Below are 17,251 nucleotides of genomic sequence, written 5' to 3'. Positions count from 1 at the left end.
AGGGTCGGTCAGCCCTTGTTGGCGCCCAGGGTCAGGCCGCTGACGAACTGGCGCTGGAGCACGAAGTACACGATCAGCGTGGGGATCGCGGTGAGCAGGGCGCCGGCGGCGACCAGGTTGGGGTCGGTGAAGTACTGGCCGGAGAGGTTGTTCAGCGCCGAGGTGATCGGCATGTTGTCGCCGGTGGAGATCAGCACGATGGCCCAGAAGAAGTCGTTGTAGATCCAGATGGACAGCAACGTCGCCAGGGCCGCCATCGCGGGCTTGCACAGCGGCAGCACGATCTGCCAGTACATCCGCCACACCGACGCGCCGTCGACCAGCGCGGCCTCGGTCAGCTCGTGCGGCAGCATCCGCATGTAGTTGCTCAGCACGAAGGCGCAGAACCCGGACTGGAACGCCACGTGGATGAGGACCAGACCCAGCGCGGAGTCGTACAGCTTGCCGCTGACCGTGATGCCCGGCAGGTCGATCAGCAGGTACATGCGGTACAGCGGGGTGATGATGACCTGCTGCGGCAGCAGGTTGCCCGCCGTGAAGACGAGCAGCAGAGCGATGTTGAACCGGAAGTCGAAGCGGCTGACGTAGAACGCGACCATCGACGACAGCAGCAGCGTCACCAGCACGGCCGGAACCGCGATGAGCAGCGTGTTGCCGAAGTAGTGCATCATGTCGGACTGCTCGAACGCGTTCGTGAAGTTGTCGAAGCTCAAGCGGTCCGGCCAGGAGACGTAGCCCTTGGCGCTGGTCTCCGAGTACGGCCGCAGGGCCGCGAACACCGCCCACAGCAGCGGGGCGAGCCAGGCCAGCGCGGTGACGACGAGGAACACGTGCAGCAGGACCCTCGCCGGGCGGACGGGGGTGCGCTGCTTGGCAGCGAGCGCGACGGTGGGGGTGCTCATGCGCGCCGCTCCTTCCGGAAGGTCGCGATCAGGTACGGGATGATGACCGCGAGCGAGATGACCAGCAGGACGACGGCGATCGCGGAGCCGTATCCGATCCGGCTGGACTCGCCGATGATGTTGTTGGTGATCAGGATCGACAGCAGCTCGGTGCCCTGGGCGCCCTTGTTGAAGACGAACACCAGGTCGAAGGCGCGCAGGGCCTCGATGATGGTGACGACCAGGACGACGGTGTTGGTGGGCCGCAGCGTCGGGAAGATGACGTTCTTGAACGTCTGCCACTCGTTCGCGCCGTCGAGCGCGGAGGCCTCCCGCAGGGACGGGTCGACGCCCTTCAGACCGGCCAGGTAGAGGATCATCATGTAGCCGGTGTGCCGCCAGGACGCGGCGACCAGGACGGCCCACAGGTTGAGGTGCGGGTTGCCGATCCAGTCGATGTAGTGGCCGGGCTTGTTGGCCCCGATGAGGCTGTTGATCAGGCCGGTGTCGGGGTTGTAGACGAGCTGCCAGACGAACCCGGTGACCGCGAGCGACACCACGACCGGCAGGAAGAACGCGGTCTGGTAGATGCGGGTGAAGCGGATCTTCTTGTCCAGCTGCACGGCCAGGAAGAGCCCGAACGGGGTCGGGATCAGGATGAGCACGACGAACCAGATGATGTTGTGCTCGACGGCCGGCCAGAACTGCGGGTTGTCGGTGAACAGCTGCTTGAAGTTCTGCAGCCCGACCCACTTGATCGAGTCGAACCCGATGCCGTCCCAGGTGGTGAAGGCCAGCGCGACGGAGGCGAGGGCCGTGACCCACACCAGCGCGACGTGCAGGATCGTGGGAACGCCCGCCATCAGACCCAGGGTGACGCGGTCGCGGCGGGTGAGCAGGCGGTTGTGCCCCTGCGGGGCGCGCTTCTTCTTCTGGGCGGGCGCGCCGCCCGGAGGCGGCACGGCGGCCGCCTCCGGGTTCTGGATACCGGTTTCGATGCTCATGAGGACGCGAAGATCGTCTTCTTCTGGCGCTCGATGGACGACAGGATGCTGTCCACGCCCTTGGGGTTACGGACGAAGTTCTGCAGCGCGGGCTGCATCACCGTGGAGGTGAAGTCCGGGCGGCTGTCGCGGTCCATGAACTGCGTCAGGTTCTTGGCGCCCGAGATCATCGTGTACGCCTTCTTCTGCAGCGCCGTGTACGAGGAGGTGTCGGCCTTGCTGGAGGCGGCCACCACGCTCGGGTCGGACTTGAGGTAGATCGCCTCGGCCTCCGGGGTGCCCAGGTACTCGAGCAGCTTCACGGCACCCGCGTGGTTCTTCGGGCTCTTGCTGAGCATGAACCCGTCGGTCGGCGCCTCGACGGTGTCCTGGCCGTACGCGGAGTTGATCTCCGGGAAGGCGAAGAAGTCGAGGTCGTCCACGTCGGCCTTGTTGGTGAACTGCTGCGCCACGAAGGAGCCCAGCAGGTACATGCCCGCCTTCTTGGACACCAGCGTCTGCGCGGCGTCCTGCCAGGTGCGGCCCACGGCGCCGTCCTGGTGGTAGGGCAGCAGCTCGGCCCAGTGGTCGAAGACGGCCTTCACCTTGGCGTCGGTCCACGACTCCTTGCCCGCCATCAGGGACTTGTGGAAGTCGTAGCCGTTGAGGCGGAAGTTGATCTGGTCGAAGGTGCCCATCGCCGGCCAGGCGTCCTTGTCACCGAACGCGATCGGGACCAGGTTGTCCTTCTTCATCTGCTTGCACAGGGCCACGAGTTCGTCCCACGTGGTGGGGACCTTGTAGCCGTGCTGGGCGAAGACGCTCTTGCGGTAGAAGATCGCCCACGGGTACGTGTACAGCGGCACGAAGTAGTACTTGCCGTCCTCGCCCTTGCTGAGCTGCTTCATCGCGTCGGGGAAGTTCCCGCCGATGGTCTGCCACACGTCGTCGATCGGGGAGGCCAGGCCCTTGGCCGCGAAGAACTGCATGCGGTAGCCGGCGAACCAGGTGAACACGTCGTCAGGCGTGCCCTGCAGGTAGGAGTTGATCTGCTCCTGGAACGTGTTGTGGTCCTTGGTGTTCACCGCGACCTTGATGCCGTCCTTCTTCTGGAAGGCCGCGTAGATGTCGGCGAACGCCTTCTTCGGGACCGCGTCCGAGGCGTTGGAGCCCAGGCTGACGGTCTTCGAGTCACCACCCGAGCCACTGCTGCCGGCGCAGGCGCTCAGCAGGGGAACGGCCGCGCTCAGCGCTGCGGCGCCGCCTATCCCGCGCAGCAGGGTGCGGCGGCTCGGGCCGGGAAGGGACAGACCGGAGGGTGAGTGATGCATTGACGGCTCCTGGGGGCAGTGGGTCCCGGCTGGCTCCGATCGAGGGGTCAGAAACGATCAGAATCCAACTTGACCAAACATCGTGGGCGTCATAAGACGCGAATGTCCGCTCATACGTCAAGAGCCACCGGGGGCCGTTTTTGAAACGTGACCGACACGTCCTTGATCGGTAGCGCTTACACAGGGCCACCTCAAGGACAGTTTCCGGCAAAGAAAGTAAACAGGTTCAGACAGCACCTACCGGTGGGCCGCGGTGGAGCCGGTGGTTCCGCTAGCCGATCCGCACCGTCTTCGAGACCGTGACCTGGTCGATGTCGCTCGTGCGGACCGTCGCCCTCATCGTCCACCGGCCCGGCAGCGGGAGGTTGAGGGTGTCGGTGGCCCAGTAGCCGCCCCGGTCGGTCAGCCTGGCGTCGAGCGGGCCGACGTCGCGGCCCTCGAGCGTGAAGGTGAGCCGTAGTTCGGGGACCGTCGCGATGCCGCCGTCGGGCCCGAAGATCAGCGCCTGGACGCCGTTCTCACCCACCCGGCCGGGCGTCAGCTCGATCTGCACCTTGCCGTGCCCGCCGGGGGTTCCCACGTCGAAGGGGATCACCGTGGCGGAGCCGAGGGGCTGTGCGGCGGCGGCCGTCGACGCCGCCGCCTCCTCGGCCGCCCGGCCCGGCTCGGTCCCGGTGAGCAGGGTGGTGAGCGCGAGGACGACGAGCCCGAGGGAGATCTCGGCGAGCACGGAGCGGCGCAGGGCCTGGAGGTGGGGCGCGGGGGCGCCGTCCCCCGGCGCGGGACCCGTCGGTGCCTCCTGAGGCTCCGTGTCCGTGTCCGTGTCCGTCCGCACGTCCACGGCCTCCCGTACGCGCCCCTGTGCGCCCCGCACGTCCACCGCGTCCCGTACGCCCCCCTGTACGCCCCGTGCGTGCGAGGCGTCCTGTACGCGCGCGCCATCCTGTACGTGTGTGGCGTCGGCACCCCGTACGTGCGCGGCGTCGGCGTCCCCCGGGGCGGCGCCCACCGTCTCCCGCACCCGCTCCGGCGGAGCCGGAACCTCCGCCGCCGCCGGAACCGCGAGCCGTGCCGTGAAGCGGCGGGAGCAGGCCGCCGCCGTGAGCAGCAGGGCGACCCCGGCCAGCTTGGCGACGAGCAGCCTGCCGTACGGCGTCGAGGTGAGCGCGTCGAGGGAGCCGAGGCCCCGCCAGGACTGGTAGGCGCCGGTGGCGGCCAGGACGGCGACCGCGGCGAACGCCAGCCGCGAGAAGCGGGCGACCGCGGGGGCGGGCAGTTCCCCGGGCGTCCGTTGCAGCACTGTGACCAGGGCCGCGAGCCCGCCCAGCCACACCGCCATCGCGAGCAGGTGCAGCACGGCCGAGGTCATCGCGAGCGGCACCTGGATCCCGGCGGACGCGTGCTCCGCCACCGCCCAGGTCAGGGCCAGAGCGAGGGACACAGCGCTCACGATCGCGAACCGGAGCCGGCCGTAACCCGCCGGGCCACGCCCGTCGGCCGGTGCGCGCAGCACCCCGGCCCGGACCGCGACCGGTGCCGCCACCGCCAGCAGCGCCACCCGCACGAGCAGCGCGAGGCCCGGGCGGCTCGTCGCCGTCTCCCGCAGCACCGGGAGATCGAAGGCCGCCGCCGGGCCGCTGCCGCGCTCGTACGAACCCCGGAGCAGCAGCAGGGCGAGCGTGGCCGCGAGCAGCGTCCACCAGCCGCCCACGAGCAGTCCGCGCGGCGCCGCCACGCCGGTGACCATGGCGAACGCGGTGGTGCCGAGCAGCAGCGCGAGGCCGCCGTAGGCGATGTAGCGGGCCGTGTTGTACAGCGCCGTGGAGGCGGCGTCCTGGACCTCGTCGTCCGGCAGGGCGGCCGTCGTCGCCGAGCGCTTGCCGACGGAGAAGGTGAGCGCGCCGGAGACCGGGTGGCTGTCGGCCGACACCACGCGCCAGGCCACGATGTACGTGCCCTGCTTCAGGTCCGGCAGCGTGACGCGCGCCGTGTCCGAGCGGCCGTCCGCGTGTTCCTGTTTGCCCGTGTGAACCCTGCGGTTCTCCGGATCGAACACCCGGATGGAGTTGTCCAGCAGACCGACCGACTCGGTGAAGGTGAGGGTGACGGCCTTCGGTGCCGTCTTCAGCACACTGCCGTCCACCGGGTCGGTGCCCTTCAGCGCGGCGTGCGCGGAGGCCGAACCGGCACCCGCGAGGAGCAGCAGGGGGGCGACGAGCAGGACCAGGGCGAGGTGCCGCAGCCGCCTCCCGCGCCGGTCCGCGCCCCGACTCCCCCCGTCCACACGTCCTCCGTCCACGTCACGTCTCCCGTATCCGCCGGTTCCGGGTCTCGGTTACGTACGGACGCGGCGCGTCCTGTTCTCATCGGCGGGCGGTGCGATCCCGGTCGGCGAGGGCCGAGTCGCCCATCGTCTCCGGGAGCCGTGTCACCAGGTGGGCCGGGCCGACACCCCGCCGTCCACCACCAGGTCGTGGCCCGTGATCCAGGAGGCGAGGGGGGAGGCCAGGAACACACAGGCGTCGCCGACGTCCTCCGGGCGCCCCAACCGGCCGGTCGGCGCCGCCTGTTGCCAGCGGCGCACCCCTTCCGGCCAGTCCTCCGCGAGGCCCGGCCGGTCGACGAGGCCGGGGGAGACGGTGTTGACGCGGATGCCGTACGGCCCGTACTCGAGGGCCGCCGAGCGCGCGTGCATCACGACGGCCGCCTTGGAGGCGCAGTAGTGGGCGTGCAGCGGGGCCGGATGCGTGGCCTCGACGGAGGCGATGTGGGTGACGGCGCCGCCGCCCGCGCCGCGCATCACCTCCACGGCCGCCTGCGTGCACGCGAACACGCCCGTGAGGTTGGCGTCGACCACGGCCCGCCACTCGGCGGCCGTCATCCCGGCCAGCTCCTGCACCGGCTGGACCCCCGCGTTGTTGACCAGCGCCGTCAGCCGCCCGCCGCCCCACTCGGCGGCCTCGGCCACCAGGCGCCGGCACTCCTCCTCGACGGTCAGGTCCGCCCGGAGCACGACCGCCCGGCCTCCCGCGTCCCGGATGCGGGAGGCCACCTCGCGCGCCTCCCCGACCGACGTACGGCAGTGGACGGCGACATCGGCGCCCTCCTCGGCGAACCGCAGCGCGATCCCGCGCCCGATGCCGCCGCCCGCCCCCGTCACCAGGGCCACCTGCCCTTCCAGCAGCCCGCTCACGGCCGGCACAGCTCCGCGATCCGGGCCGCCTCGGCCGGGTAGCGCGCGGTGAGTTCGGCCGCGTCGCCGTGCTCGTACGCCTCGTCGGTGAAGCCCGGCGCCATCGTGCACCCGAAGAGCGTCCAGGACCCGCCCGCGGCGACCCGGCCGCCCATCCAGGTGCCCGCCTCCACGGTGAACTGCACGTGCTGGCCGCCGAGGACGTCCGGTCCGAGCACGGCCGTACGGGCGCCGCCGTCCGGGGCGAGGAGCAGCAGCTCCAGCGGGTCGCCGAGGTAGTAGTGCCAGACCTCGTCGGCCGGGAGGCGGTGCAGGGCCGAGTAGCCGTCGGGGGCGGCGGTCAGCAGGGCGACGATGGCGGTGCCCTCCGGCCGCCCGTCCGCCCGGGCCGGTCCCGTCCAGGTCCGGCGGAACAGCCCGCCCTCACGCGGGATGGGCTCCAGTCCGTAGTGGGCGATGAGATCGTCAGGTGTCACGGCAGCAGGCTAGGGGCCGGTACCTCGCCGGCGCCTGCGCCCCGGCTGCGGTCCGCCCGCCGCCGGGCGACCATCGGGTCATGGACGTCACCCTTCATCTCGCCCAGGATCCCGAGGCCGACGCGCTCCTCGGGCGCAGTCCGCTCGCCGCGCTGATCGGGATGCTGCTGGACCAGCAGGTCCCGATGGAGTGGGCGTTCAAGGGACCGTGGACCATCGCGCGACGGCTCGGGGCCGACGACCTCGACGCGCACGACATTGCCGCCCACGACCCGGAGGCCTTCGCGGAACTGCTGTCGCGCAAGCCCGCGGTGCACCGCTACCCGGGGTCGATGGCGCGGCGGATCCAGCAGCTGTGCCAGTACCTCGTCGAGCACTACGACGGGGACCCCGAGGCCCTGTGGGCCGACGCCGGCAGCGGGCGGGAACTGCTCGGGCGGCTCCAGGACCTGCCCGGCTTCGGCAAGCAGAAGGCGCAGATCTTCCTCGCGCTGCTCGGCAAGCAACTCGGCGTACGGCCCGAGGGGTGGCGGGAGGCCGCGGGTCCCTACGGAGAGGCCACGTCGTTCCGGTCCGTGGCCGACATCACCGGGCCCGAGTCCCTGGCGAAGGTCCGGGCGCACAAGCAGGAGATGAAGGCGGCGGCGAAGGCCGCGAAGGGCAGTCGGTAGCGATCGGCAGGCGTCAGTCGGTTGGACCGTCCGGGGTGGCGGGGGGTCCGCACCCGTTCCCAGCATGGATCATGACCGATGCACCGACCGGGCCCCCTGGTGGCCCGGAATACGACGACCGTCACGTCCACGCCGCGCGCGGCACGCACGCGACGAGACCGGCGTGGGACCTGCAGGAACCGCCCTTCGAGGGGCCGTTGCACGTCCTCGCCCGCACCGCCTGGCAGGTCGTGCTGCTCACCGGCATCGCGTCGCTGATCCTCGGCGTCCTGGTCCTCGTCTGGCCGGGCCCCTCCCTGCTCGCCGCCGGGGTGCTCTTCGGCGTGTACCTGCTCGTCAGCGGTGTGTTCCAACTGGCCTCCGCCTTCGGCACGCACAAGACCACCTCGCTGCGCGTGCTGGCCTTCATCAGCGGCGCCCTGTCGATCCTGCTGGGCCTGTTCTGCTTCCGCAGCCGCCTGGAGTCGATCCTGCTGCTCGCGCTGTGGATCGGGATCGGCTGGCTGATCCGCGGCATCACCCAGACCATGGCCGCCGCCCACGATCCGGCGGTGCCCGCACGCGGCTGGCAGATCTTCCTCGGCGTCGTGACCTTCGTCGCCGGGGTCGTGCTGATCGTCTCGCCGTTCCGGTCGATCGCCGTGCTGACCCTGGTCGCCGGGTGGTGGCTGGTGGTGGTCGGCATCGTCGAGATCGTCACGGCGGTCCGCATCCGGGGCGGTGCGCGGCGGATCCCGCGCACCGTGTGAAGATCACATGGTGATCTCGTGATGATCACGTGGAGAACGTCAATCACACGCCCGGCCGGTACACCGTGCGAGCGGTTCTCGGGGCCGACACGATGAAGGACGTGCGTCCGACGGGGAGATGACCCCATGTGAGCCACGCACCGCACCCCCCACGCACCGCTCGACGGTATGCCTGGCTCAGGGTGCTCGTGGTGCTCGCCGGCCTCCTCGTGGCCGGCGCGTACACCGAGGCGGTGGAGACCGACTCCGTCCCCGCGTCCGCGGTCCAGGCGTGTGACGCGGACTACGACGTCCTCGCGCCCGCGCCGCGGACCGCGACCCTCCAGGGGCCCCGCACCGTCACGCCGCTGCGACCGGGGCCGCAGGCCGCCCCCGCGCCGTCCGGCCCGGACGACCTGCCCCCCGCCCCCGTCCGGACGTCGCGCTCGGCCGCACTGCACGCCCTGCGCACCGTGGTCCTGCGCTGCTGACAGGTCCGGCCCACCGGAACCGTCACACCATCGGCAACGCGAGGAACCCTTACATGCTCATCGACCCCTACGCGGTCCTGCACGCCCTGGTGCGTGCCGAGGCCCTGCGCAGCACGAAACCGAAACAGGAACCCGAGCCGGAGCCCGACGCGGTGGACCCGTCCACCCCGGCGATCCCGCCGGAGCGGGACCGCGAGCGGCGACCGTGGACCCGTCCGCATCCGTGACCCATGACAGCGGCCGCCCCCGGCGGGGCGGCCGCGCCACTTCCCGCACGCATACCGAACCCTCTCCCTTTTTGCCCCGTTTACCGCATCTTTTCCGAGGGCGCACTCCGTCGCCATGGCTGCGCCCGGAACGTGTCGACCGGTAGGCTTTCCGTGTGATCTTCAAGCGCATCGGAAACGGCCGGCCGTACCCCGACCACGGCCGGGAAAGCACCCGGCAGTGGGCGGACGTCGCGCCGCGCCCGGTCCGCCTCGATCAGCTGGTGACGACCAAGCAGCAGCTCGACCTCGAGACCCTGCTCGCCGAGGACTCGACGTTCTACGGCGACCTCTTCGCGCACGTCGTGAAGTGGCAGGGCGACCTGTACCTGGAGGACGGCCTGCACCGCGCGGTCCGCGCGGCGCTGCAGCAGCGCCAGGTCCTGCACGCACGGGTGCTCGAACTCGACTGATCCCCCCGCGGGGCGGCCCCTGGGCCGCCCGCTCCGCTTCCGCCGTCCGCGGGCCGTACGGGCGCCCCTTGACCCTTTCGGGTTGGACTCCGGGCGTCTGATGATCATCTAGTAGGCATTGCTGCCCGGGCGCACTACGCTGCGCCCATGAGCATGCTGACTCCCCCCGGCATGGGTGGCCAGTACCGGATCACGGGGGCCAAGTACCCGCGGATGCGCCCGCCCCGGCGCCGCGGCAGGCTCGTGGTCGCCATCGTCGCGTCCGTGGCCGCCATCGGGCTGATCGGCTGGGGAACCCTGCAGCTCATCGACGTCTTCACCGGCGGCAGCGGCAGAGCGTCGGCGTCCGGCCCCAAGGTGGACTGCGCAGGCAAGGTGAGCGCGTCGCCCGCCGCCGCCAAGGCCCTGCCCGAGCCGGGCCGGATCACGGTCAACGTCCTCAACGCCACGGAGCGCGGCGGCCTCGCCAAGGAGACCGCGGACGAGCTGAAGAAGCGCGGCTTCCGCATCGGCACCGTGGGCAACGCGACGCAGCAGTACGACAAGAAGGTCAAGGGCGTCGGGATACTGCTCGGCCCGAAGGCCTCCCAGCACACCGCGCTGCCGGTTCTCGCCACCCAGCTGGCGGGCGCCGACCAGCGCACGGACGCCCGCACGGACGCGTCCGTCGACCTGATCCTGGGCGACGACTTCAAGTCCCTGACGGCCAAGCAGGACGCGGACAAGGCCCTGGCGGCCCTGAAGAACCCGACGCCGACGGCGTCGCCGGGCAGCACCGGCAAGAAGAGCTGCTGAGGTTCCTCCGGCACCGGCCACCGTCCCCGGTCCCGTGCGGTGCGGCCGTGCCGCCTCGCACGGAGACCGCACGGCCGTCCGGGGCGCTCTCGCCCCTACGTCCCCTACTCGGCCGCCCCGTACAGCCGGTCCCCGGCGTCCCCGAGGCCCGGAACGATGTAGCCCTGCTCGTTCAGGCGCTCGTCGACCGCGGCCGTCACCACCGTGACCGGCGTGCCCGCCAGTTCGCGTTCCATGACCTCGACGCCCTCCGGAGCGGCCAGCAGCACCACGGCCGTCACATCGTCCGCGCCGCGCTTGATCAGCTCCTGGATCGCCGCGACGAGCGTGCCGCCGGTGGCGAGCATCGGGTCCAGGACGTACACCTGCCGCCCCGAGAGGTCTTCCGGCATGCGCGTCGCGTACGTGGAGGCCTGGAGGGTCTCCTCGTTGCGGATCATGCCCAGGAAGCCCACCTCGGCGGTCGGCAGCAGCCGCACCATGCCGTCCAGCATGCCGAGCCCCGCGCGCAGGATCGGCACCACCAGCGGGCGCGGACGCGACAGCTTGACGCCGGTGGTCGTGGCGACCGGCGTCTCGATCTCGATCGCCTCGGTGCGCACGTCCCGCGTCGCCTCGTAGGCGAGCAGGGTGACGAGTTCGTCGGCCAGCCGACGGAAGGTCGCGGAGTCGGTGCGCCGGTCGCGCAACGTGGTGAGCTTGTGGGCGACCAGGGGGTGGTCGACGACATGGAGACGCATGCCCCCACAGTAACCGGGCCACCGCGTCCGTCCGGACCTGGCATCGAACCCCCCATCAGAGGGAAAGTGGGAGGAACGCAACAGGGGTGGTGTGACGATGCCGGACCAGGAGTCCCCCAAGGAGCCGGAGGCACAGGAGTCGGACGCCGAACGCAGGCGGCGCCGCGCCAGGTTCCTGCGTGAACTGGCGGAGGCACGCGAGCTGCGCGCCCGCGTCCAGCCCCGCCGTGCCAAGGCCGCACGGCTGCGTCACGCCATGCGTATGCGCACCTTCCGCTGGTAGCGACGCGGCCGTCGCGGGGGTGGCCGTGCGGCCACAGCGGGAAAGGCCGCGTACGATCCGCAGGTGGCGGCAACGAGTGCGCTGGTGAGTGGACCGCTCTGCTCGAGTGCTCGCGATCAAAACAGCCAGACACAGGGAGCCGAAGACGTCCCCTGAACGCCTTGTTTCTGCCACGATTCCGAGTGGGTGGGGCTCGGAGCCCAGCTCTCTCCGCCCAGAACCTCCGCCGGGGGGACCCCCAACCGGCACGCCTATGACCAGTGGGAGAGTCACGGTGTACTTCGCCGCACTGCTCGCGCGCACCGAAGACGGGTGGGAAGCGAGCGACACAGAGCTCGACGATGTGGAGACGCTGTCCGACCTGGCCGACCTGGCCCGGGAAGCCTCGGCCGAGGACGACACGGTGCTCGTCCTGATCGAGCAGGAGGACGCGTGGTTCGGCGTCGTCCGCGTGGACGGCGAGGACGACCCTCGTATCTACGTCTCGGACGCCGCTGCCGCAGCCCGCAGTTCGTACGGCGAGATCCTGCTCACCGACGAACTGCTCGGAAGGGAGCCCGGCGACGACGGTCCGGACCTGGACTCCCTCGACCTCGACGGCACGGAGGACGGTGAGCCCGAGGACGCCGACGACGAGGACGCGCCCGCCACGGACGCCGCCGTGCCGCACGGCCCCGTGGGAGACAGCGAGATCCTCGACGACCTCGGCGTCTCCGAGAAGGAGCTGCGCGCCCTGGACGCCGAGGACGCGCTGAACACGATCGCCGAGGCCCTGGGCGCCTCGGAGGTCCTGGAGACCGTCCGCTAGGTGTGCGGGTGACCGAGGACCGGGCGCCGGCCCCCGACCCGGTGCGGGACCGGTGGCGGGCCGCGATGCGTCTTGCCCTGGACGAGGCGGCGCGGGCCGTCGAGGGCGGTGACGTGCCCGTCGGTGCCGTCGTGCTGTCCCGGGACGGCTCGGTGCTGGCCACCGGTCACAACGAGCGCGAGGCGACGGGCGATCCGTCGGCCCACGCGGAGATCGTCGCGCTCCGCCGGGCCGCGGCGGCGCTCGGCGAGTGGCGGCTGCCCGGCTGCACGCTCGTCGTCACCCTGGAGCCCTGCACCATGTGTGCCGGCGCGGTGCAGCAGTCCCGGGTGGAGCGGCTCGTCTACGGTGCGCGCGACGAGAAGGCGGGCGCGGTCGGGTCACTGTGGGACCTGGTGCGCGACCGGCGCCTGAACCACCGCCCGGAGGTGATCGCCGGCGTGCTCGCGGACGACTGCGCACGGCTGCTGACGGACTTCTTCCGGGTCCGCTGAGCCCCGCCCCGGGCGATCCCCGGAAACGGATTTCAGACCACGGCCCACCTTGGGGTAGGGTCTCCCTCGGTAGCGTGTCCGAGCGGCCGAAGGAGCTCGCCTCGAAAGCGAGTGTGGCGCAAGTCACCGAGGGTTCAAATCCCTCCGCTACCGCTGGAGAAGGGCCCCGCCTGTCGGTGGGGCCCTTCGTCGTGTGCGCCGGACGTGCGCAAGGGGTCCCGCACGCGCCGGATCTGCGCTGGGGACCGGACACTGCGCGCGGCACGAAGCCCCGGCGTGCCGCTCAGTGCGCCGGGGCTTCGGCCCGCCCCCTGGAGCGGGGCGGCGGCCTCGGGGAACAGGGCGCCGTCCCCTCCTTGGAGGACACGGGCGTCGGGGCCGCCTCGCGGCTCGGGGACCTCGCAGTGCGGGTCCCAGCCGGGTCCGGTCACCCGGTCCGGTCCTCCCTGCCCTCCGGGCCCCTGCCGGTCCGGTGGGCTCCTCTCCATCCTCCGGCTTCACGAGGTCCCGGCAACCCGGCCGTACGGCCCCTCCCCCCGGGCCATTGGTCCCGAAGTCCTCGTACGGAAGGAACGGGTGAGGACATGGTGCATACGTGATCTTTTGCGAAGCCCCGAACACCTGGCCGGGTTACACTCACCCGCGGCGAACCGGCCCCTCGGGGCGGAAGAGACGGGGGAGGCCACCGTGGCGGTACCGGGAAAGAAGATCGCGTTCTACGTGCTCGTGGTCTTCGTGCTCTATGTGATCATCACCGATCCGGCCAAGGCCGCCGACTACGTGCAGATAGGGTTCGAGGGCATCTCGAGCGCCGCCAAGGCCGTCGGCCACTTCATGACCTGGCTCGCCGACGGCGCCAAGTAAGGCCCCCCGAGGCCCCGTACGAACCGCCGGCCGGCGGCCGCCGCCGTTGCCGTACCCCTGGGAGCACCCGTGATCCGCCATCTGGTCCTCTTCAAGCTCAACGAGGGCGTCCAGCGCGACGACCCGCGCGTCGTGGAGGGCGTCCGCGCCTTCGAGGACCTCGGCGGCCTGATCGACGAGCTCCGCTTCTGGGAGCTGGGCTGGAACATCAGCGACCGCCCCGTCGCCCATGACTTCGCGATCAACTCGGCGGTGGACGACACGGACGCGCTCAAGCGGTACCTGGAACACCCGGCGCACCAGGCGGGCGTCGCCCTGTGGCGCGAGTTCGCCACTTGGGTGATCGCCGACTACGAAATCTGAGCGACACCGCCCATCGAATCCGGGCGACACAACCGACGGAGCCCTCCACCGGAACAGTGGGGGGCTTTCCTGCGTCTTGTGCCCCAATCTCTGTCCCGGCCCCTCCCCCAACACGGAGTTATGCGGTGCTTGCACACAGTGTCCATTTCTTGTGATGCTATGACCGCTTTTGACGGTGAGTTGACAGATGCGTTGACGGATGAAGAGGTGGCGTTGACCGTGTCGGCCAGTACTGCGCCGCCCCAGGAGGACGAGGCCCCGGCCCCGCCCTCCGACCGGCATCAGGCATCCGCCACGGATCCCGCCCGCTCCGACGCGACCGAACCGACCCCCGACGCCGCCCCCGCCCACCCCCAGGAAGCCGCCAGACGCCGCGGCGCCGACACCCGGGCCCTCACCCAGCTGCTCTTCGCCCAGCTCAAGGAGCTGGAACCGGGCTCCCCGGAGCACCACCGCGTGCGCGGCGCGCTCATCGAGGCGAACCTCCCGCTCGTCCGCTACGCCGCCGCCCGCTTCCGCTCCCGCAACGAGCCCATGGAGGACGTCGTCCAGGTCGGCACCATCGGTCTGATCAACGCCATCGACCGCTTCGACCCCGACCGCGGCGTGCAGTTCCCGACCTTCGCGATGCCCACCGTCGTCGGCGAGATCAAGCGCTACTTCCGCGACAACGTCCGCACCGTCCACGTCCCGCGCCGGCTGCACGAGCTGTGGGTACAGGTCAACAGCGCCACCGAGGACCTGACGACGGCGTACGGACGCTCGCCCACCACCGCCGAGATCGCCGAGCGGCTGCGCATCTCCGAGGACGAGGTGTTGTCCTGCATCGAGGCGGGCCGCTCGTACCACGCCACCTCCCTGGAGGCCGCGCAGGAGGGCGACGGACTCCCCGGCCTGCTCGACCGGCTCGGCTACGAGGACCCCGCCCTCGACGGCGTCGAGCACCGCGACCTCGTACGGCACCTGCTCGTCCAGCTGCCCGAACGCGAGCAGCGGATCCTGCTGCTGCGCTACTACAGCAACCTCACCCAGTCACAGATCAGCGCCGAACTGGGTGTCTCGCAGATGCATGTGTCAAGGCTCCTGGCGCGGAGCTTCGCGCGTCTGAGATCCGCAAACAGGATCGACGCTTAACTCACGAGAGCGAATCACCCGCAAGCGCCCTTCCCGACAACTCTGCCCTGAAAGACCCTCAGAACCCTTCCAACCAGGGCGCATTCGCGTTTCACATATCGACATGTCACTACAGCGTGTTGCCGACATGTGACATTCTTCCGGGAGCGCGTTTGCCGCGGCCTCGCGACCGGTATTTCAGGGGAGGCTGCGTTCCTTACGACGGGAGCGTCCGCCGCGACCGTCCCGCGACCCAAAGGGGGTGGCATGTCCGCAGACCAGGGCAGCTCGAAGGTGCTCACGCTCATGCAGAGCGACTCCGCGCCCGACGTGCTCCAGGACCTTCAGGCCCCTCAGGACCTCCCGGGTGCCGAGACCCTTCCCGCCCAGGACCTCCCGGGCGCCGAGGCTCTTCCGGCCCCCGAGGCCCCGGACCTTCCGTCCACGGAGGGCATCGACACCCGCACCCTGTCCCGCTCCCTGTTCCTGCGGCTCGCCGCACTCGACGAGAACAGCCCGGAGCGTGCCTACGTCCGGGACACGCTCATCGAGCTCAACCTCCCGCTCGTCCGGTACGCGGCGGCCCGCTTCCGCAGCCGCAACGAACCCATGGAGGACATCGTCCAGGTCGGCACGATCGGCCTGATCAAGGCGATCGACCGCTTCGACTGCGAGCGGGGCGTGGAGTTCCCGACCTTCGCGATGCCGACGGTCGTGGGCGAGATCAAGCGGTTCTTCCGGGACACGTCCTGGTCGGTGCGGGTGCCGCGCCGCCTCCAGGAGCTGCGCCTGGCCCTCACCAAGGCCAGCGACGAGCTGTCGCAGAAGCTGGACCGCTCCCCGACGGTCACCGAACTGGCCTCCGCGCTGGGCGTGTCGGAGGAGGACGTGGTCGACGGCCTCGCGGTCGGCAACGCCTACACGGCGTCCTCGCTGGACTCCCCGACCCCCGAGGACGACGGCGGCGAGGGCTCGCTCGCGGACCGGCTCGGCTACGAGGACTCGGCCCTGGAGGGTGTGGAGTACCGCGAGTCCCTCAAGCCGCTGCTGGCCAAGCTGCCGCCCCGTGAGCGGCGGATCATCATGCTCCGCTTCTTCGCGAACATGACGCAGTCGCAGATCGGCGAGGAGGTCGGCATCTCCCAGATGCACGTCTCCCGCCTCCTGACCCGCACGCTGGCACAGCTGCGGGAGGGCCTGATCTCGGACTGAGCCACCGCGCAGCCGCAGGCGGCCCCCTCTCCCCAGTGGGGGCAACGGCCCGTGCCGTCGGCGGCCCGGTCCTCGTCGGCGGTGGCGCGCTGTTGCGCACCGCTCTCCGCCCTGGCCGGCCTGCGGCGCAGCGACTCGTCGACGGCGCAGGCCGACCGGTACCCGCTCGAGACGGTGGCCCGCTTCGGGAGCGGGTCGTCGGTACGGTGCGGAACATGCGTCGGCACCGCTGGTTCACCGGGGCCTCGACCGCAGTGGCCGGCGGCCGCGACGCGGTCCCGCGACCCACGGGACGGACCGCACCAGGCGGACGGGGCCGGTCAGTGTGCCACACCGGGACTTCCGAAGTGACGGACCGTCAGTCACACTGGCGCGATGCTTCCAGCGACGTGGTTGCGGGGCCGTCAGCGGATCGTGGTCGGGGCGACGGCGGTCGTCGTCTGCCTGGGCGGGATTCTGGCCGCGGGCACCGGCGGCGCGGACGGTGAGGCATACGTGGCGGTCGGTCCCGCGGGCGGCGGACCCCCGGCGTCCGGTACGGCGGTGGCGCCGACCGGAGACGTGACACTGGCCCCTCTCGACGGACCGTCCGGGGCCGGGACCACCGAGACCAGGACGGCCGAGACCAGGGCCTCCGGGACCATGACTCCGGGTATCCCCGGCTCCCGCACGAGCGCCTCTACGACAGCCGGTGACGGCCCGGCCTCCAGCCCAACAGCCGTGCGCGAAACGGCCGGTACGGCCCCCGAGACCGGCACCGGTACCAAGTCGCCCGCCCCCGGCCCCGTTTCACCCTCCCCGACGCCGACCACCCCTCGCCCCACACCGAGTGGACCCGCAGTGCTCACCGCGGGCCGACCCGAGCGGCAGCCCACCGACCACCGCTCGTGCGAGAACGTGACCGTCCTCTTCCGCAACACCGGCGGCACCCCGGTGCGTTCGGGCACGGTGACCCTCGGAACCCACATCATCGGGGCGCTCGGGACCGACTGGGCGACGACGGAGTCCACGGAGGCGCTGCCCGCGCCGATCGCCGCCGGGGCGTCGGTGACGGGGACCTGGACGGTCTGCGTCGACGCCTGGCGGGTACCGCTCGGGATGCACGTGGAGACGCGGGACGTGACCGTCCGGTGGACGTAGCGGAGG

Annotated in this window: 21 protein-coding genes and 1 tRNA gene; 15 read left to right on the top strand and 7 right to left on the bottom strand. The window is 71.2% G+C overall.

Translation table 11 applies throughout. From position 1 onward, the window contains the following. Positions 1 to 8: 8 nt before the first annotated feature. From ACIRC0_RS19105 to ACIRC0_RS19080, 6 genes are all read right to left on the bottom strand, one after another. Positions 9 to 902, bottom strand: a complete 894-nt coding sequence (locus ACIRC0_RS19105; RefSeq protein ID WP_403617290.1) for a carbohydrate ABC transporter permease — start codon at positions 900 to 902, stop codon at positions 9 to 11. Next, positions 899 to 1,885 (bottom strand): carbohydrate ABC transporter permease, encoded by a 987-nt coding sequence (locus ACIRC0_RS19100; RefSeq protein WP_403617289.1) that lies wholly within the window; start codon positions 1,883 to 1,885, stop codon positions 899 to 901. Before ACIRC0_RS19100 ends, ACIRC0_RS19105 begins: the two co-directional genes overlap by 4 nt. Next, the gene (locus ACIRC0_RS19095; RefSeq protein WP_403617288.1) at positions 1,882 to 3,195 is read right to left on the bottom strand and encodes an ABC transporter substrate-binding protein; all 1,314 of its coding nucleotides are present in this window, start codon (positions 3,193 to 3,195) and stop codon (positions 1,882 to 1,884) included. Before ACIRC0_RS19095 ends, ACIRC0_RS19100 begins: the two co-directional genes overlap by 4 nt. 271 nt (positions 3,196 to 3,466) lie before the next feature. Next, positions 3,467 to 5,479: a copper resistance protein CopC gene (locus ACIRC0_RS19090; RefSeq protein WP_403617287.1), complete on the bottom strand. Its 2,013-nt coding sequence runs from the start codon at positions 5,477 to 5,479 to the stop codon at positions 3,467 to 3,469. Positions 5,480 to 5,623: 144 nt separating this feature from the next. Next, entirely contained in the window at positions 5,624 to 6,397 is a 774-nt protein-coding gene (locus tag ACIRC0_RS19085) for an SDR family NAD(P)-dependent oxidoreductase (protein ID WP_403617286.1), read from the bottom strand. Then, the gene (locus ACIRC0_RS19080; RefSeq protein WP_403617285.1) at positions 6,385 to 6,864 is read right to left on the bottom strand and encodes a cupin domain-containing protein; all 480 of its coding nucleotides are present in this window, start codon (positions 6,862 to 6,864) and stop codon (positions 6,385 to 6,387) included. Before ACIRC0_RS19080 ends, ACIRC0_RS19085 begins: the two co-directional genes overlap by 13 nt. An 80-nt stretch (positions 6,865 to 6,944) precedes the next feature. Between ACIRC0_RS19080 and ACIRC0_RS19075 the strand changes: the two genes are divergently transcribed. The 6 genes from ACIRC0_RS19075 (at position 6,945) to ACIRC0_RS19050 (ending at position 10,228) form a co-directional block, all read left to right on the top strand. Next, positions 6,945 to 7,535 (top strand): HhH-GPD-type base excision DNA repair protein, encoded by a 591-nt coding sequence (locus ACIRC0_RS19075; protein ID WP_403617284.1) that lies wholly within the window; start codon positions 6,945 to 6,947, stop codon positions 7,533 to 7,535. A gap of 71 nt (positions 7,536 to 7,606) precedes the next feature. Continuing rightward, positions 7,607 to 8,284, top strand: coding sequence for an HdeD family acid-resistance protein (locus ACIRC0_RS19070; protein WP_403617283.1), 678 nt, complete (start codon positions 7,607 to 7,609; stop codon positions 8,282 to 8,284). A gap of 128 nt (positions 8,285 to 8,412) precedes the next feature. Beyond that, positions 8,413 to 8,754 (top strand): hypothetical protein, encoded by a 342-nt coding sequence (locus ACIRC0_RS19065; RefSeq protein ID WP_403617282.1) that lies wholly within the window; start codon positions 8,413 to 8,415, stop codon positions 8,752 to 8,754. A gap of 53 nt (positions 8,755 to 8,807) precedes the next feature. Continuing rightward, on the top strand, positions 8,808 to 8,981 hold the full coding sequence (locus ACIRC0_RS19060) for a hypothetical protein (RefSeq protein ID WP_403617281.1): 174 nt from the start codon (positions 8,808 to 8,810) through the stop codon (positions 8,979 to 8,981). A 155-nt stretch (positions 8,982 to 9,136) separates the two neighbouring features. Beyond that, a complete protein-coding gene (locus tag ACIRC0_RS19055; protein WP_004943146.1) occupies positions 9,137 to 9,433 on the top strand; it encodes a type II toxin-antitoxin system VapB family antitoxin in 297 nt (98 codons plus the stop codon). A gap of 147 nt (positions 9,434 to 9,580) precedes the next feature. Further along, on the top strand, positions 9,581 to 10,228 hold the full coding sequence (locus tag ACIRC0_RS19050; RefSeq protein ID WP_403617280.1) for a LytR C-terminal domain-containing protein: 648 nt from the start codon (positions 9,581 to 9,583) through the stop codon (positions 10,226 to 10,228). A 104-nt stretch (positions 10,229 to 10,332) separates the two neighbouring features. On the opposite strand, the gene upp is transcribed toward ACIRC0_RS19050, so the two are convergent. Continuing rightward, positions 10,333 to 10,968 (bottom strand): uracil phosphoribosyltransferase, encoded by a 636-nt coding sequence (gene upp, locus ACIRC0_RS19045; protein WP_403617279.1) that lies wholly within the window; start codon positions 10,966 to 10,968, stop codon positions 10,333 to 10,335. A gap of 97 nt (positions 10,969 to 11,065) precedes the next feature. Between upp and ACIRC0_RS19040 the strand changes: the two genes are divergently transcribed. The 9 genes from ACIRC0_RS19040 to ACIRC0_RS19000 all read left to right on the top strand — a co-directional run bounded on the left by ACIRC0_RS19040 (position 11,066) and on the right by ACIRC0_RS19000 (position 17,245). Next, positions 11,066 to 11,251 (top strand): hypothetical protein, encoded by a 186-nt coding sequence (locus tag ACIRC0_RS19040; protein WP_103844242.1) that lies wholly within the window; start codon positions 11,066 to 11,068, stop codon positions 11,249 to 11,251. 274 nt (positions 11,252 to 11,525) lie between these two features. Continuing rightward, positions 11,526 to 12,059 carry a hypothetical protein gene (locus tag ACIRC0_RS19035; protein ID WP_403617367.1) on the top strand — a complete coding sequence of 178 codons (534 nt, stop codon included), beginning with the start codon at positions 11,526 to 11,528 and terminating at the stop codon, positions 12,057 to 12,059. Positions 12,060 to 12,124: 65 nt separating this feature from the next. After that, positions 12,125 to 12,553, top strand: coding sequence for a tRNA adenosine(34) deaminase TadA (gene tadA, locus ACIRC0_RS19030; protein WP_366025394.1), 429 nt, complete (start codon positions 12,125 to 12,127; stop codon positions 12,551 to 12,553). A 68-nt stretch (positions 12,554 to 12,621) separates the two neighbouring features. Next, positions 12,622 to 12,706: transfer RNA gene (locus ACIRC0_RS19025), tRNA-Ser, on the top strand. Positions 12,707 to 13,240: 534 nt separating this feature from the next. Next, positions 13,241 to 13,417 (top strand): hypothetical protein, encoded by a 177-nt coding sequence (locus tag ACIRC0_RS19020; RefSeq protein ID WP_403617278.1) that lies wholly within the window; start codon positions 13,241 to 13,243, stop codon positions 13,415 to 13,417. 69 nt (positions 13,418 to 13,486) lie between these two features. After that, entirely contained in the window at positions 13,487 to 13,780 is a 294-nt protein-coding gene (locus ACIRC0_RS19015; protein WP_403617277.1) for a Dabb family protein, read from the top strand. A gap of 219 nt (positions 13,781 to 13,999) precedes the next feature. Next, complete coding sequence (locus ACIRC0_RS19010; RefSeq protein WP_403617276.1) at positions 14,000 to 14,914, top strand: RNA polymerase sigma factor SigF; 915 nt, start codon at positions 14,000 to 14,002, stop codon at positions 14,912 to 14,914. A gap of 246 nt (positions 14,915 to 15,160) precedes the next feature. Beyond that, entirely contained in the window at positions 15,161 to 16,105 is a 945-nt protein-coding gene (locus tag ACIRC0_RS19005; protein WP_103844213.1) for an RNA polymerase sigma factor SigF, read from the top strand. Between the two features lie 375 nt (positions 16,106 to 16,480). Next, positions 16,481 to 17,245: a hypothetical protein gene (locus ACIRC0_RS19000; protein ID WP_403617275.1), complete on the top strand. Its 765-nt coding sequence runs from the start codon at positions 16,481 to 16,483 to the stop codon at positions 17,243 to 17,245. Positions 17,246 to 17,251: the final 6 nt, after the last annotated feature.

Origin of the sequence: Streptomyces sp. NPDC093984 (genome assembly GCF_044764595.1) — a bacterium.
GTDB lineage: Bacteria > Actinomycetota > Actinomycetes > Streptomycetales > Streptomycetaceae > Streptomyces > Streptomyces cynarae.
Note: the sequence above shows the minus strand (reverse complement) of the source record. Positions and strands in the feature narration are given on the sequence as shown.

Bases quoted from the DNA above. Each gene is read 5' to 3' on its own strand.
- ACIRC0_RS19105 (WP_403617290.1), bottom strand. From the start codon at position 902: ATGAGCACCCCCACCGTCGCGCTCGCTGCCAAGCAGCGCACCCCCGTC.
- ACIRC0_RS19100 (WP_403617289.1), bottom strand. From the start codon at position 1,885: ATGAGCATCGAAACCGGTATCCAGAACCCGGAGGCGGCCGCCGTGCCG.
- ACIRC0_RS19095 (WP_403617288.1), bottom strand. From the start codon at position 3,195: ATGCATCACTCACCCTCCGGTCTGTCCCTTCCCGGCCCGAGCCGCCGC.
- ACIRC0_RS19075 (WP_403617284.1), top strand. From the start codon at position 6,945: ATGGACGTCACCCTTCATCTCGCCCAGGATCCCGAGGCCGACGCGCTC.
- ACIRC0_RS19070 (WP_403617283.1), top strand. From the start codon at position 7,607: ATGACCGATGCACCGACCGGGCCCCCTGGTGGCCCGGAATACGACGAC.
- ACIRC0_RS19060 (WP_403617281.1), top strand. From the start codon at position 8,808: ATGCTCATCGACCCCTACGCGGTCCTGCACGCCCTGGTGCGTGCCGAG.
- ACIRC0_RS19050 (WP_403617280.1), top strand. From the start codon at position 9,581: ATGAGCATGCTGACTCCCCCCGGCATGGGTGGCCAGTACCGGATCACG.
- upp (WP_403617279.1), bottom strand. From the start codon at position 10,968: ATGCGTCTCCATGTCGTCGACCACCCCCTGGTCGCCCACAAGCTCACC.
- ACIRC0_RS19040 (WP_103844242.1), top strand. From the start codon at position 11,066: ATGCCGGACCAGGAGTCCCCCAAGGAGCCGGAGGCACAGGAGTCGGAC.
- tadA (WP_366025394.1), top strand. From the start codon at position 12,125: ATGCGTCTTGCCCTGGACGAGGCGGCGCGGGCCGTCGAGGGCGGTGAC.
- ACIRC0_RS19005 (WP_103844213.1), top strand. From the start codon at position 15,161: ATGTCCGCAGACCAGGGCAGCTCGAAGGTGCTCACGCTCATGCAGAGC.
- ACIRC0_RS19000 (WP_403617275.1), top strand. From the start codon at position 16,481: ATGCTTCCAGCGACGTGGTTGCGGGGCCGTCAGCGGATCGTGGTCGGG.